The 14,914-nt window shown below is 39.5% G+C and carries 14 protein-coding genes and 1 tRNA gene; 10 read left to right on the forward strand and 5 right to left on the reverse strand.

Going from position 1 to position 14,914, the window contains the following annotated elements; translation table 11 throughout:
• Positions 1 to 236: 236 nt before the first annotated feature.
• Entirely contained in the window at positions 237 to 1,838 is a 1,602-nt protein-coding gene (gene pckA, locus AAFH98_RS12620; RefSeq protein ID WP_342523080.1) for a phosphoenolpyruvate carboxykinase (ATP), read from the forward strand.
• A 63-nt stretch (positions 1,839 to 1,901) separates the two neighbouring features.
• Here the strand turns inward: pckA and prfA are convergent, their stop codons facing one another.
• Complete coding sequence (prfA, locus tag AAFH98_RS12625) at positions 1,902 to 2,984, reverse strand: peptide chain release factor 1 (RefSeq protein WP_342523081.1); 1,083 nt, start codon at positions 2,982 to 2,984, stop codon at positions 1,902 to 1,904.
• A gap of 175 nt (positions 2,985 to 3,159) precedes the next feature.
• On the opposite strand from prfA, the gene AAFH98_RS12630 reads away from it, so the two are divergent.
• The 5 genes from AAFH98_RS12630 (at position 3,160) to AAFH98_RS12650 (ending at position 7,025) form a co-directional block, all read left to right on the forward strand.
• Positions 3,160 to 4,320: a 5-(carboxyamino)imidazole ribonucleotide synthase gene (locus AAFH98_RS12630; RefSeq protein WP_342523082.1), complete on the forward strand. Its 1,161-nt coding sequence runs from the start codon at positions 3,160 to 3,162 to the stop codon at positions 4,318 to 4,320.
• Positions 4,321 to 4,402: 82 nt separating this feature from the next.
• Positions 4,403 to 4,894 (forward strand): 5-(carboxyamino)imidazole ribonucleotide mutase, encoded by a 492-nt coding sequence (gene purE / locus AAFH98_RS12635; RefSeq protein ID WP_342523083.1) that lies wholly within the window; start codon positions 4,403 to 4,405, stop codon positions 4,892 to 4,894.
• A 262-nt stretch (positions 4,895 to 5,156) separates the two neighbouring features.
• Positions 5,157 to 6,206, forward strand: a complete 1,050-nt coding sequence (locus AAFH98_RS12640; protein WP_342523084.1) for an endonuclease/exonuclease/phosphatase family protein — start codon at positions 5,157 to 5,159, stop codon at positions 6,204 to 6,206.
• A gap of 5 nt (positions 6,207 to 6,211) precedes the next feature.
• Positions 6,212 to 6,664, forward strand: coding sequence for a DUF6483 family protein (locus AAFH98_RS12645; protein ID WP_342523085.1), 453 nt, complete (start codon positions 6,212 to 6,214; stop codon positions 6,662 to 6,664).
• A 4-nt stretch (positions 6,665 to 6,668) separates the two neighbouring features.
• A complete protein-coding gene (locus AAFH98_RS12650; RefSeq protein WP_342523086.1) occupies positions 6,669 to 7,025 on the forward strand; it encodes a hypothetical protein in 357 nt (118 codons plus the stop codon).
• 5 nt (positions 7,026 to 7,030) lie between these two features.
• Here the strand turns inward: AAFH98_RS12650 and AAFH98_RS12655 are convergent, their stop codons facing one another.
• The 3 genes from AAFH98_RS12655 to AAFH98_RS12665 form a co-directional block, all read right to left on the reverse strand.
• Positions 7,031 to 7,603, reverse strand: coding sequence for a TlpA disulfide reductase family protein (locus AAFH98_RS12655; RefSeq protein ID WP_342523087.1), 573 nt, complete (start codon positions 7,601 to 7,603; stop codon positions 7,031 to 7,033).
• An 18-nt stretch (positions 7,604 to 7,621) separates the two neighbouring features.
• Positions 7,622 to 8,095: a DUF411 domain-containing protein gene (locus AAFH98_RS12660; protein ID WP_342523088.1), complete on the reverse strand. Its 474-nt coding sequence runs from the start codon at positions 8,093 to 8,095 to the stop codon at positions 7,622 to 7,624.
• Positions 8,096 to 8,128: 33 nt separating this feature from the next.
• A tRNA-Leu gene (locus AAFH98_RS12665) sits at positions 8,129 to 8,213 on the reverse strand.
• 284 nt (positions 8,214 to 8,497) lie between these two features.
• Here AAFH98_RS12665 and AAFH98_RS12670 point away from each other — a divergent pair.
• The 4 genes from AAFH98_RS12670 to AAFH98_RS12685 all read left to right on the forward strand — a co-directional run bounded on the left by AAFH98_RS12670 (position 8,498) and on the right by AAFH98_RS12685 (position 13,133).
• Entirely contained in the window at positions 8,498 to 9,898 is a 1,401-nt protein-coding gene (locus AAFH98_RS12670) for a hypothetical protein (protein ID WP_342523089.1), read from the forward strand.
• A 99-nt stretch (positions 9,899 to 9,997) separates the two neighbouring features.
• Positions 9,998 to 10,261, forward strand: coding sequence for a hypothetical protein (locus tag AAFH98_RS12675; RefSeq protein WP_342523090.1), 264 nt, complete (start codon positions 9,998 to 10,000; stop codon positions 10,259 to 10,261).
• Positions 10,254 to 10,658: a hypothetical protein gene (locus AAFH98_RS12680; protein WP_342523091.1), complete on the forward strand. Its 405-nt coding sequence runs from the start codon at positions 10,254 to 10,256 to the stop codon at positions 10,656 to 10,658. The genes AAFH98_RS12675 and AAFH98_RS12680 overlap by 8 nt, the downstream gene beginning before the upstream one ends.
• Before the next feature lie 78 nt (positions 10,659 to 10,736).
• Positions 10,737 to 13,133, forward strand: coding sequence for a DUF3987 domain-containing protein (locus tag AAFH98_RS12685; RefSeq protein ID WP_342523092.1), 2,397 nt, complete (start codon positions 10,737 to 10,739; stop codon positions 13,131 to 13,133).
• A 405-nt stretch (positions 13,134 to 13,538) separates the two neighbouring features.
• Here AAFH98_RS12685 and AAFH98_RS12690 read toward each other — a convergent pair whose 3' ends face one another.
• On the reverse strand, positions 13,539 to 14,912 hold the full coding sequence (locus tag AAFH98_RS12690) for a KAP family P-loop NTPase fold protein (protein ID WP_342523093.1): 1,374 nt from the start codon (positions 14,910 to 14,912) through the stop codon (positions 13,539 to 13,541).
• Positions 14,913 to 14,914 lie beyond the last annotated feature (2 nt).

The following is a 14,914-nucleotide window of genomic DNA, read 5'->3' on the forward strand; positions in this document are numbered from 1 at the left end:
TTAGTTTTGAAACTCACATTATTCTGTAATTAATTTAACAAAATAGAGAATCAATTATTTTAATTTAAGGATGTAAGCGCTTTCGACCTCTAAAGAATTCATATTCCTTATTTGTGACATATATTCATCATAATTATTCTTATACTTAGCACCTGTTAATGAGGGCTACTTACCCCTCAATTTTTTACATCTCGCTGTAACATCAAACTGCTAAAGGAATAAAAAATCACTTATCAATGAGTAAGCATTCACACCCCCGCAGCAAAGTTGGACTCGACTATTTAGGGTTAGAAGAAAACGAAAAAGTAATTTGGAACCTCACTCCTCCAGAACTTTACGAAGAAGCTATTGAAAATGGAGAGGCGATTTTAACAAAGGATTATGCGTTACGAGTTTTAACTGGAAAATATACCGGACGTTCTCCCCAAGATAAATTTATCGTTGATCAACCTTCGATTCATGATGATATCGATTGGGGTGATATAAATCAGCCTACTGATGAGGAAGTTTTTAAAAATTTGTTTGAAAAAGTAACCGGTTACATGCAGGATAAGAAGCTGTATGTAAAGGATTGTTATGCCGGTGCCGATGAAAAATATCAACTGAATGTACGGGTAGTAAGTGAAGCTGCTTATCATGGGCTTTTTGCACATAATATGTTTATTCGTCCAAACAAAGAGCAACTTAAAAATCACAATCCGGACTTTACCGTCGTGGCGGCTCCAAACTTCAAAGCCGATCCCGAAGTAGACGGCACGCGTAGTGAAGCATTTGTACTCGTCAACTTTGAAAAAGAAATTATCCTGATCGGTGGAACACTCTATTCCGGGGAAGTTAAAAAGGGTATTTTCTCAGTAATGAATTATCTGCTTCCCAAGCAAGATGTGATGGCTATGCATTGCTCCGCGAATATGAGCAAAGACGGAGATACCGCCGTATTCTTTGGGTTATCAGGAACCGGAAAAACAACGCTTTCTTCTGATCAAAGCAGAGTGCTAATCGGCGATGACGAACACGGATGGAGCGAAGATGGGGTGTTCAATATTGAGGGTGGTTGCTATGCTAAAACCATCAACCTTTCAAAAGAAGGCGAACCCCTCATCTATGCTACGACAAAAATGCCGGGAACTATTCTGGAAAATGTTGTTCTTCATGAAGATGACCGGTCTCCCGACTTTGACGATACCAGCTATACACAAAATACGCGCTGTTCCTATCCCATCCACTACATTCCCAATGCGGCAGATGACAGCATGGGCAACCATCCCAGTAATGTTATTTTTCTAACTTGTGATGCTTTTGGAGTGTTGCCACCAATTTCCAAGTTAACTCCCGAGCAAGCGATGTATCACTTTATAAGTGGTTATACCGCAAAAGTTGCGGGTACCGAACGCGGTGTAACTGAACCACAAGCTACATTTTCGGCTTGCTTTGGCGCTCCATTTATGCCATTGCATCCAACCGTGTATGCCGAGCTGTTGGCCGATAAAATCAGAAAGCACAACTCAACAGTATGGTTAATAAATACTGGCTGGACCGGCGGACCGTACGGCGAAGGTCATCGCATGGATCTTCCCCACACGCGCCAAATGTTAAGCGAGGCATTAGATGGAAATCTCGATGATGCAACTTTTGATATTGACCCGGTATTCGGATTAGCTATTCCAGAAGAGATTAATGGGGTACCCTCTGAAATACTGATTCCTCGCAATACTTGGGCCGATAAAGAAGCCTATGATGAGAAAGCGAAAAAACTTGCGGCAATGTTTGCCAAAAATTTCAAGCAGTTTGAGGATGAAGCAAGCAAAGAACTTATCAAAGCCGGACCGAAAGTATAATTAGTTATTGATCAAGCGTTATTAGCTATTGGGGAAATTTCCCCAATAGCTAATAACCAATAACTACCCTTCCTCCATTACAGCATTCAGCTTATCAAGATTATCCTGTACGCGCAACGCCTCTATAACCTCTTCAATCTCACCCTTCATAATATCTTCCAGATTATATAGCGTTAAATTAATGCGATGATCCGTCAGCCGACTTTGTGGAAAGTTATAGGTGCGAATTTTCGCACTTCGATCACCCGTGGAAATTTGACTATTCCGTTCCGCCTCACGCTCTTTGCGAAGTTTTTCTTCTTCCTTCTCATATAGCTTTGAACGCAACATCTTCATCGCCTTCGATTTATTTTTATGCTGCGAACGTTCCTGCTGACATTCTACGACCACACCACTGGGCTCATGAGTTAAGCGCACAGCAGAATCTGTCTTATTTACGTGCTGTCCTCCTGCCCCACTGGCACGAAACGTATCCACACGGATATCAGCTGTATTTACTTCGATATCAACTTCTTCGGCCTCTGGCAATACCGCAACAGTTGCCGCCGAAGTATGAACGCGTCCCTGTGTTTCCGTCTCCGGCACTCGTTGTACACGATGTACACCGCTTTCATACTTCATTACGCCATACACCTCTTCGCCTTCTAACTCAAAATTAAGTTCTTTATATCCCCCCTTCGTAGATTCGCTGAAGCTCAAAATACTTAGCTTCCACCCCTTTTTATCAGCATATCGGCGGTACATATCAAAAAGATCTCCCACAAAAATAGCCGCTTCATCACCCCCAGTTCCCGCACGCAGCTCCACAATCACATTCTTCGAATCATCTGGATCTTTAGGAATAAGCTTAAATTTAATGTCTTCCTCTAACTCCTCAAGCCTTGGCTTTAGCTCTTCCAATTCAAGCTTAGCCATTTCCGTAATCTCAGCATCATCTCCTTCTTCAATCAGCTCTTCATTTCCAGCAATCTGGCTCTTCGTATCTTTCCATGCCTCGTAAAGCTCTACCAACTCCTTTAACTCGCTATGCTCTTTGGTAAGCTCAGTATATCGAGCTGGATCATCATACACCGAGGGATCACTCATTGCCGCCGTCACCTCTTCAAATCGTTCTCGAACCTGTTCTAACTTTGCTTCAATATCCATGTACTTCTACTTTTTAGTAGACTATTTTCTATTTTATGGCTCATAAAATACGATACTTTAAGCAAAATTAAGAATAGATATATGGTTCAAATCATTCGATCTATTTCCTTAATTCCCAGCTGAATTATTATTAAGTTCAGCTTCCAAATTTTAGAATTTTAAAGTTCACAGATTGATGCAGAAAAATCCTTTATCAGCAACGTTTAAACTCGGTTTCTTAGGGGCCGGACAGTTAGCTCGCATGTCGGGTTTGCAGGCATTTCGCTATGGTATCCAAATAGGCGTTTTTTCTGATCGGGATGAAAACGAGCCCGTCCAATTTATGACGCCACACGCAACAACCGGTTCATATGACTCGGTTGATGACCTAACTAATTTTGCCAGAAATTGCGATGTTCTTACGTTGGAGAATGAATTTATTGATTCTGCAATTCTCCGGGCGGCACAAGAACAAAGTGGTACGAATATTTTTCCCTCTCCCGATACGTTTTCGCTCATCGAAAACAAGCTAATTGAAAAGCAAACCTTTGAGGATGCTGGACTTGCGGTTACCCCTTACAAACTTATTGAAGAGGAATCAGATCTAACAACATTTGGGGAAAAGCACGGCTGGCCCTACGTTTTGAAATCATCCAAAGGAGGCTACGACGGCTATGGCAACGAAACCGTCAGCGATATTGACGAAGCAATCGTGGCCTATGAAAATCTTGGCGGGCACAGCGGTCGCGATATTGTTGCTGAAGCTTTTGTTGATTTCACCCATGAGTTAGCCGTTCAAGTTGCCCGAAATGAGACGGGACATGTTGTTTATCCTTGCTGCGAAACCGTACAAGAGAACCATATTTGCGTAGGAGTCAAATCTCCGGCACCGGTTTCTAAATCCATCCAGGAAAAAGCCCAGCAGATGGCTGTAACAGCAACTGAGGCTATCAATGGCAAGGGGATTTTTGCCTACGAATTTTTCCTGACTCCTGATGGAGAGCTTCTTCTTAACGAATCTGCACCACGTCCCCATAATTCAGGACATTATACCATTGAAGGATGTATCACTTCCCAATTCGAAAATCACGTCCGTGCCGTAATGGGCCTTCCCCTGGGATCACCCAAACTTCGTGCCCCGGCCGTGGCGATGATTAATCTGCTTGGTACCGATGAGCGTGATGCCCAAATTGATAATGCGCTCGAAGGGCTTAGAAATACTGATGGTCACCTCCATGTTTATGGGAAACTTGACAGCCGTCCTGGTAGAAAAATGGCCCACTATACCCTGTTAGGTGACGAAATGGAATCCACTTACAAAAAAGCCCAACAGTTAACCGACGCTATTAGAATTTAAACCAACCATTATAATTCTGATTTCTGAGTTGTGAATTCTATATTTGATGTAATTAAAAACTGAACTAAACTGATCAAACTATATGAGTTCCGAGAAGCCTAAAGTTGGCGTCATTATGGGGAGTGACAGTGACTGGCCTACTATGAAAGCCGCCTGCGATATATTAGATGAGTTCGATATCTCCTACGAAAAAAAGGTCGTTTCGGCCCACCGTACACCTGATGATATGGCTGAATATGGAAAAACAGCTCGTGACAAAGGGATCAAAGTTATTATTGCGGGAGCAGGTGGAGCTGCTCACCTGCCGGGCATGACTGCGGCCCATACAACGCTTCCGGTTATTGGCGTGCCGGTTAAAACAAGCACTTTAAGCGGACTTGACAGCCTCTATTCTATTGTACAAATGCCGCCGGGTGTGCCCGTTGCTACTGTCGCGATTGGGAAAGCAGGGAATGCTGCCCTGTTAGCTATTCGAATGCTGAGTACTGGAGATAACGATCTAGCAGAAAAGTTATCCAAATACCACAAACAGATGGCGGAGGATTCCCGGGCTAAAACCAAGAACTTGACATAAATTTATATTTATCTCTCCAATTTTACATTAGCAATCATCTTAAAACCCCCCCCTTTAGTTAAGGAGGGAGTTTTTTTATTGTCCTGCTTTTAGTTAGCTACAGAATCATTTCCTTGGCAAATAGACGGTGAAGTGGGTTTATGCTAAAATTCTTTATTAGAGGTTGAATTACAAAATCTTCTTTGTACAGAAACAAATCTATCCCAATATTACTATTAAGAGAAGAGAGTAATTTCGACCCTTATCAAATTATCCCTTGTCATTGGAAACTATACTATTTGGATTGGGCATATTTTTAATCTCCGCCACTCTTTTACCCTTTATACCTAAGGATAATTGGTGGATCAGGGGATTTGATTTTCCTCGGCTGCAGATTGTCATTCTTTCACTCATGGTTATGGCAGGGTACCTGTTTTACAGCCCTGATATAAACCATACCGATCAATTGCTTCTATCAATCTTGGCTGCTTGTACCCTCTACCAAGGATACATGATCTATCCTTATACCATCATAGCATCACCACAAGTAGAGCATAGAAACCAATATAACGACCATTCTACAGTAAGCCTGATGTGCTCAAATGTGCAGATGACCAACCGCAATACGAATAAACTAAAAAAACTGATCAAGACCCATGATCCTGACATACTACTGGTTATTGAAACAGATGAATGTTGGTTAAATGAACTTCAGGAAGTTGAGAGTAGCTATCCCCATCATATAAAACAGCCGCAAGATAATCAGTACGGGATGGCTTTATATTCTAAGTTTGAACTTCATGACAGCGAAATTAATTTTTGGATTGAAGATGACATTCCATCTATAAAAACACGTATAACACTATTCGGTCAAAACGAAGTTATTCTTTATGGGCTTCACCCACGTCCCCCTTTTATTACGGGAAACAATACCTCTACCGAACGCGATGCCGAACTCTTAATCGTTGGCAAAAAAATAAAAGATATAGATACACCAGTAATTGTAATGGGGGACATGAATGATGTGGCATGGTCAAAAACCAACAACCTCTTTCAAAAGATCAGTGGTCTGCTGGATCCCAGAATTGGGCGCGGATTTTATAATACCTTTCATGCCCAATATCCATTTGTTCGGTTTTCGCTTGACCATTTCTTTCACTCCAATCATTTTAGACTTGTAACCTTTCAACGGCTTGAATATATAGGTTCAGATCATTTTCCTGTTTATATTAAATTAAGCTACGAGCAAGATGCTGACATCAAACAAGAAGAACCTGAATCTACTGACGCTGAAGAAACACAAGCTAAAGATAAAATCAAGGAAGGGACTTAGCTGAAATGTCAATATTTCAACAAGACTTTCTGATGCGGCAAATTCAATATTTAACACAGTTGCTGCAACAGGTTATCTTTAAGAAGAATCAGCAAAAACCTAAAGAGGCTATCCAGGATATCCACAATGCCTTTGAGCGGCTTACCAAAGATCGACCTGATGCTTTTCACGAACTAAGTTTGCCAGATACTATCAGCATTTTTTGCCGTGATGGAAATTTTACATCAGAATTAGCCGCGGCCGCAGCCGATTTGCTATTTGAAGAAGGAAAGATGAAACAGAAAGAATCCTATTCTCAATCCCAGAAATGTTACGCTCAGGCACTTCTCCTCTATCGAAGGATACTCAAAGAAAATAAAGCGACGGTTCCACTGGATATCAGCACAAAAATTGATCATCTTACTCAAAAGCTGAACAGCGATTACCTTCATCAGGTAAATAATGCGTTAAAAAAATAGTACTGTGGCTGAATACAATGAACGATTAGAAGACTTGTTAGATCACCATCTGATTGCAAACGAGGAGCTGGAAAAGAAAAAAGAAGGTGGCGGTGTGGGGTATCTTCTAAATGGTAATATGTGTCTTGGTATCTATGAGGATTTTCTCATTGCTCGCATCGGTAAATCCCTGGCTAACTCACTAATCGCAAAAAAGGGAGTCAGAAGATATTTACCTGACAAAGACTTGTATGATGACTTTATCATGGTTGAAGAAAAGGTGTATTCCCATTCAAAAGCACTAAAGAAATTTATTGACCAAAGTCTTAGCTATACGGGCAATTTGCCGCCTAAAGATCACGGTAAATCAACAAATATCTAAAAAAACTATTCTTCGAGAAGCGTTTTAATTCTCGGCTCCAATTCTTTATTGGTTAGTGCTCCTACCGCAAAATACTCAAGATTCCCTTTTTTATTAATAATATATGTTGTTGGGATTCCCATGGTAGGCCCGTACTTATCCATAATCTCTCCCTGGTCGATGACAATTGGATAACTTACATCGTATTCTTCAATAAACGGACGCACAACCGATTCGCCCTGCTCATCAATAGAAACACCCAATATCATAAAGCCATCTTCTTTATATTTTTCGTAGAGTTCCTGCAGATCTGGCGTTTCTTGTCGACAAGGTGCACACCAGGTAGCCCAAATATTCAACAGTACGACCTGTCCTTGATAATCAGATAAGGTGAATGTATCACCATTTAATAACGTAACTTCAAAATCACGCGCTTCTGCTTGGCGCTGGGCAGGATATAACGTTGCTGAACTGGGATCAAGTTGCTCAAGTGGCTTTGTGGGGCCTTCTTGTGATGAATTACTTTCTGAATTGCATCCCCAAAATACGAAAGCACTGAAAGTCAGAAAAAGTCCTAAAATGCTTAGCGATTTCTTCATAATCCAGTTAATTCGCCATTAATGTTGGGCAAAAACTTCGGTGCTACCATCATTCTTAAGCAAATATACCTTGTAAGGCTCGTTTATTTTTGTATTCATCCCCGGAGAACTGGCTGGCATGCCTGGTACAACCAATCCGCGCGCGTCAGGCTCTTCCGTAAGTAACCGCTCAATATCCCCTGCCGGAACGTGCCCTTCTACTACATAATCACCTACTATAGCCGTATGGCAAGCTCCCATATTTTGCGGGATCCCCTGGTCAGCTTTAACACCATACAGATTGGGCGAATTAATTGACTTAACACTATATCCATTACCTTGCATGTAAACAGCCCATTTCTCACAACACTGGCATCCTTCGTTTTTGTACATGGTTACTTCGGCGGCGCTATTGTCCTGACGATTATAATAATCGTTAACAATATACCAGATGGCCCCACCGGCTATTAATATGATCAGCGTTGCGTAAGTAAGAAATTTTTTGGGCTTCATAACAGGGTTGCTTGCCGTTAAAGAAATGAAAAGTACCCGAGGTCGGACTCGAACCGACACGACCGCAATGGCCACCGGATTTTGAATCCGGCGCGTCTACCAATTCCGCCACTCAGGCAAATGTGTTAAATCGTTGTTTCCCAACAACTTAAGGCCGATTAAATGATTTTAGAACTATGTCCTCCATCGTACTTCTAAGCCCGTAAAAAAGGGCATTTTTAACACCTGATTTGGTGTCTATTTGGTGTCTAAGGACTATCTATTTCATTCAGCCTTCATTTTTTAAAAGAACGTATTTGAATACGCGATGAATATAACAGTTTGAGTATTACTTCTACAACATTCTTTTCGTATTTTCTCAGCGATTTTTTTTAATGCAACAAGAATAAACTGAGATAAAAAATGGCTGACACTAAAGAGGAAAAAGAGAAAGAAATTAAATCGAAAGTAATCTCAATTTATCAAGAGCGAGTGATCAGGTTTTTCGACTATTTAATTGAGCATAATGCCAAGATTTCCGTTGAAGTGCCCTCTGGCATTCGAGGAGAATCCAAGTGGAGAACTTATACCAAAGACCACGATGTATTTAATTACAGAGAGCTATTAGGCGAAGCATTAGGAATTGACATAATTGACGAAGATTACAAAATTGATGAGTTTTTTAGAGACTCCTATATACAAAGCGTATCCCACCAAAATTCAATACGTCTTAGGTCGGCACGTAAAGGTATTATTCATGATGTTCATTTTGATTTTAAGGAAGATAAACCAACCGAGCCAAGATACGTCAAGGGCTTATCGACAAAGAGAAAGCTATTTATTTTAAAGAATTTCAACGTCCATAGACCTCTGAATGTGCAGGAGGTCTATCCCCTCTTCGACAGAAATATTCGACTTCGTGTGCTCAGCTTAATAGACTGTTTTTTAAATAATGAGGAAAATTCTCCTAAGCACCACGACCATGAAAATTATTTCATAAGTGGGGTTCAAGGTTCGGCTCCCTTCTTGAATAATCTATATATGAAAGCGCTGAGAAATTATAGCTCTAAGGATTTAAACACATTGAGAGAAACATATTCTAAGGTCTCTTATAATAATGTTTCCAAAATTGATTCCAAGCCATTTCCTTATATTCTGCCTGATTACCCAACCTTAAAAGTGCCATTTAATGTCTGCTCGTCCAGAAATACAGATCGAAAGACATTAAAAGAGCAAGAAAAATTAATCAATCCTTTTCTCCCAACCCCTGACCACTTTGAAGACCAACAAATCTGGTTTCAAGGTACAAGATATCAAACCATAAAATTAAAGGAAGAAGAACTTTTTAACAGCCCTGTTGAAGAATGGCCTCGTTTTTTTGCGGAACATCTTATTCTCACTGGTGCCGAATACATAGCAATTGAAAATGAAATCATTGACATTTGCATTGATGAAGTATTAACAAATATTGAATTCAGGTTATATAATGGAGATAAAAATAAAGTCAACTTATATAACAGAAAATTTAGCATAGATGATTTAGTCGAGTTATTAGATGTGTATATAATTAACGAGGGAATTAATGAGCTTATAGACATTAAGCCATCGTCAATTTTTTCCAAAAAGCTAAAAAAACACCCCAATCTGCAAGTGATTGAACAACGTCCTGACTTTAAACTTGATTTTAAAAAACGGCTGTTATTTGAGCTTACTCTTTATCTATTTGTAGAAATGGCAAAACATATTGGGTTTTATTCAAGAGATCACAATGAAGGATTGAAAAGCGAACTCGATTATTTCTTTGATGATCTAATATCTGGATAGTAAAATATTTTTACTATCCAGTCCCACTTCTCCCGGTATTGAGATATTCGACTACAATGCAAGTAATTCTTGCAGAAACGTTAATCGAATATCTCAATCATGGAAATACAACACTTCTTAATTACTGGTGAGGCTGTAGAATACCTACAGCAACAAATCAAGCAAGAGGTCCATTATTACGACCTTGACAATATAATAAGAGCTGGAGCTATAGATCCTCCTGAAATGATTGGTGGACGACGATTGTGGTCGCCCGACGACCTCAAAGCGGCTGCCAAAGCCCTACGAATTCGTCGTGCTAAACGCCCATCTCTAACCCAAGAACGATCACTTGTAAACAATCAGGAGGACACCAATGAATAGATTAAATTTAGACGATTTCGATCTGTGGATATTTGCTTCACATATGGCCATACATATCAATGAGTTCAACCCAGAGGAATACAACCTGGATACCAGTTTTGTACCTGATGGCAGAGCTCTACGAAGGCTTAACCGATCACGTGATGTATTTGCCCGAATAATCACCGAGTTTACTTCACTTATCAGCGGGAAACCTCGCTGCCATTATCTCAATGATTATCTCACAGCGATCTTACGGAAAGACCTGAAGATGTATGTCGACAAGAAGGAAATCGCCCGTATTTGGGAGATTCCGATTGCCCAATTAGACATCGATAACTTAGCAGAGTTGGAAAGTAAGCATCTCTATGGTCAACCATGTTACCTGTGGGAAGATGTCGTCAACTTTGTGAGCTAATCAAATACATGGAGAGGGAACTCAATCCCCCTCTCCATTCTTATCTCCGTACAACCAAAAGAAATTACTTTTTATAAGATGAGTATATCTGAAAAACTATATCCCAACGAAGTTAAAACGATTTTAACTACTATTTTGAACCTAAATATCTCTCCAAATGGTAGTGAACAACAAACAATATTAAGTCCCCTTCGGGACGAACAGAACCCATCCTTTAGTATTAATATTAAAACTGGTTATTGGACTGATCATGGAACTAACGAAAGCGGTGATATCATTACGTTACTGCGAAAAATACTCAATATTAGCTTTTATAAAGCCGTAAAGAAGATAGAACCAGTGGTTGGTAGACAACTATTAAACCTTGTTGATCAAACAAATACCAAATACGCAAATATTCAGACATCAAACTATTCAAATGGTCATACAGACGACCAACTGTCTAAAGATATTGATGAACTTATAGCTGAACTTCCCAATGAAAACGATCGAAATCGCCTAACAAATGAGCCTCACCACCCACTACTAAAACAGCTATCGTCATACGATTTAATCTCCAAGGAGACGCTTGAAAGGTTCAATTGTGGTATTAAAACACAATGGGATAAAGACTGGCTATCTATTCCCTATCCTACAGGTATGCAGTTGTATCGTCGGGAAAACGGGGAAAAAGTTATCCGAATGATGAAAGGGAGCAAGCCGAAAGATTCCTGGTTTGGCACAGGTCAGCTAACCGGTAAATCGATTCTGTTTATTTGTAAGTCACCTCGTGAGGCGATGATGCTTAGCGAGCGATACAGCGATGTGATTGATGTTATAAGCATTGCATCCGGTGAAATCCCAGAAATGTCTGACAAACAAGCCAATGACTTAAAACGAATCGTTAAACACGTTCATACTATAAAGATTCTATTTGACTGTGATACGAACTCTGTCAAACAAACTGCACACTCGTTTACCCAACATGTTAACCGTTCGGTTACTAATAATAACGTGAATGTTGAATTGGTTAACATTTCGAAGCTCACTAACAACAAATGCAAGGATATAACGGATTATTTTAAGCAAGAGCCAGACCCTCAAAAAGTGTATAAAAAGATTCTTGCCAAAGGAACCACAATCCAACATAGAAAAAAGCGTCTTTCGGATATATTCAGCAATGAATGGAACGTGCAACAGGCCAAACCACACGGCGACAAGGTTTTTGAAAGACTGCCCAAAGCATTAAAAGAAATCACGGACCTATTTCCCGACCAGTCCGAACGTGATGTGTTCCTTAATGCAGCCCTTCCAGTGTTATCTGCCCATTTGCCTAACGTACATATTCCTCATCGAGATGGAGCTTATTCTCCTGATCTTTATACCATTGTTATAGCAAAACCGGGATCTGGCAAAGGAATCGCTGAAAAGGCTCGAAAGATTGGTCATCAGTTAAACAACAAACTTATTGAAGACGGTAAAAAGGAACTACTAAAGTGGGAAGGATTACCCAAAAAGGATAAAGAGAAAACCCCTAAGCCTATTCCGCGTCAACTATTCCTGCCGGGCAATACCAGCTCTCGGGCATTGTATGACTTTTTAGCCCATAACGATGGACGTGGACTTATTTTTGAAACCGAAATCGATACCCTTGTCAATGCTACCCGACAGGATTGGGGCGATTTTACGGATGTTATACGAAAGGGATTCCATCACGAACCCTCAACGATGAGACGAAAGAACGATAATATGTATATCGAACGGCCTGAGCTATCAATTTTTATGTCTGGTACGTTTGACCAATTTTCGAAACTGTTTGACAATGCAGAAAACGGACACTTCAGCCGGTATGCCTATTATACATTTGAATCCAAATTGACGTGGAAGACCCACCGTCCCACGAATAACTCCCAACAACTCGCTGAAAAGTTAGACCATTTTTCATCGGTGATGTTCAAAACGTATAATATCTTAAAAGAGAAAGAATCTCCGCTTGTCATACAATTAGAAGACCGTCATTGGGACTACCTCAATGATACCTTTATGCATAAGATGCAGGAGCTCGAAGACCATGGAATGAGCCGGTACCTGCAATCAAATAATCAACGGATTGCGGTAATAGCACTTCGAATAGCCGCCATTATGTGTATTGTCAGAAATATAATAGCAACTAAACCAGAAATTGTTAAACGCTCAACACTAATCGTAACCAATGCAGACATGGAGGTAAGTATTGGGCTGGCGCAAAACTTTCTGGACCATGCCATTCGGCTGTTTCACTTGCTCCCCGGTAGCTCCGCCAAACCTTCTAACAACAAAACCATGAATCGCTTTTTTTATGCCCTGCCTGAGCGATTTGAAACCAATCAGGCCTATTTTTATGGTTATGAAGCGGGTATACCCGAACGTACCGTACGCAACTATTTAAAAAAGTTATGCGATCAAGAGTTTCTTTATAAAAAAGCACACGGATCGTATGTCAAAACGGATCACTAATTTTGCCACGGTTGCCATATTTGCCATTCTTGCCGCTTTCAACTCAAATGGCACAAAAGGCAAGAATGGCAACCTGGCAAAAGGTAGGTAAGCCTCTCTATTTGTCATACGTTTGCTCTACATTTTGCCCTACCTAACACTGACGTTTAAACTTTCCTAAAACCTTGTACTATAGTCTCTATTAATGGTTCTAAGCTCTTTGTTATACAATTTTGTCAAACAATTAGGCTGAATTTCATAGCTTGTTAAACGTTAAATACTTCCCATAATAGACAGTTCCAGTTATGTTTTTATGGGATTATGGTTTTATGGTTCGGCTTTATGGTTTTATGTTTTTGCCTTCAACTTCAGACGTATTGAGAAAACACATCTCCGGCTAACTCTTCAACCTCAATTACAAGCTTATCAATCAGAAACTTCGTACTCTAAATCTTTCACTTTAATGTTGTTAATCTTTAAATCAGAAGGTAAGTCATACATATCAACTATTTTTGCAGCTTCTTTCAAACTTTCTATTTCAACAGTGTTAGAGGCACCTCCTGTAATATTAGACTCTGGGAAAAAATCATTTTTTAAATAATCTATAAAATTCCCTCCTACAACGGCATCTTCACTTCTAATTTTTTTCATAATTCGACCATTTCCTTTTGCATCCTTATATATCGGTGGTATATGTATTTTTAATAAACTCAATAGTAAAATATGGGGATAAAAATCCTTCTTCTTTTCCTCTCTACAGCTACTAATAGAAATAGAAAATAGAGTTAATGTCCGTTCAATTGATCTGGGGTTATAATCAACATATCTCCAAGATTTTCGGATCAAATTATAAAGGCCCTCAGAATCAAAAATACTTTCTATTATTTGAAATGAGTCAACTAATTCTTCAATGTATAACTTTAAATTATCATCGTCATTAGTCCGTAAATCTTTTAGAGTAGGTAAATTTGTTTCTACATGGACAAATTTTTGTAAATATACATATGCATCATCTTCATTTACTCCATAAGCATGTTTAACAATTTCAACCAACTGTTCCCGGTTTATAGCCAACACAAAGTTGACATGAGAAACACTAAATAAATGCTTAATCTTTTCTATTACATGAATAGCAAAATCGGGTCTACACCTATCTAATTCATCTACGAAAAATATTATCCTTTTATCTTTAATATCCGGCCCAACTTCCAATAAAGCTTCCAGGGCTTCTTGGTATTCTTGGATCGTTTTTCTTCTATTTAAAAAGGCATCATATTTTTCTGATACAAGCCCTTTATTCTCTCGTTTATCCAGTTCTTCTGCTTTATCAAATAATATATCCCATATACTATCCGCTTTTAACAATCCTCCGGTAGCTAATTTTAATGTTGTATTAGCCCCCATCTTAACAAGTTCAATACCTAATTTTTTGGCTACTTCTTTATAACCATCAATGAGGTGTTCCTTGTCATGATCTAAATCAAACTTTTCATAGTGTCTCTTTATAGCCTCTTGAATAGTTACGGCAATTGAAATAAATGCATCACTGGCAAAATCATTTTCAAACGCATCGTAATAGATAGGAATAAATTGTTCTGATTCCTCAAGCTCATCCTTCCAGAGTTTGATGAAGGTTGTTTTACCTTCACCCCAATCAGCATTAATGGTTAATGTCAGAGAATCCTCGGTTGACGAGAGTAGGTTTGTCAAATTATCCTTGAAATCCTCTCGATTGAAAAAATCATTTCGTACACTCCCCTCCTTTACTCTCTCGTAGTATGGTGGAATTGTATGCTTCATAT

Source organism: Fodinibius sp. Rm-B-1B1-1 (genome assembly GCF_038594945.1).
In the GTDB taxonomy this organism is placed as follows: Bacteria; Bacteroidota; Rhodothermia; order Balneolales; family Balneolaceae; genus Fodinibius; species Fodinibius alkaliphilus.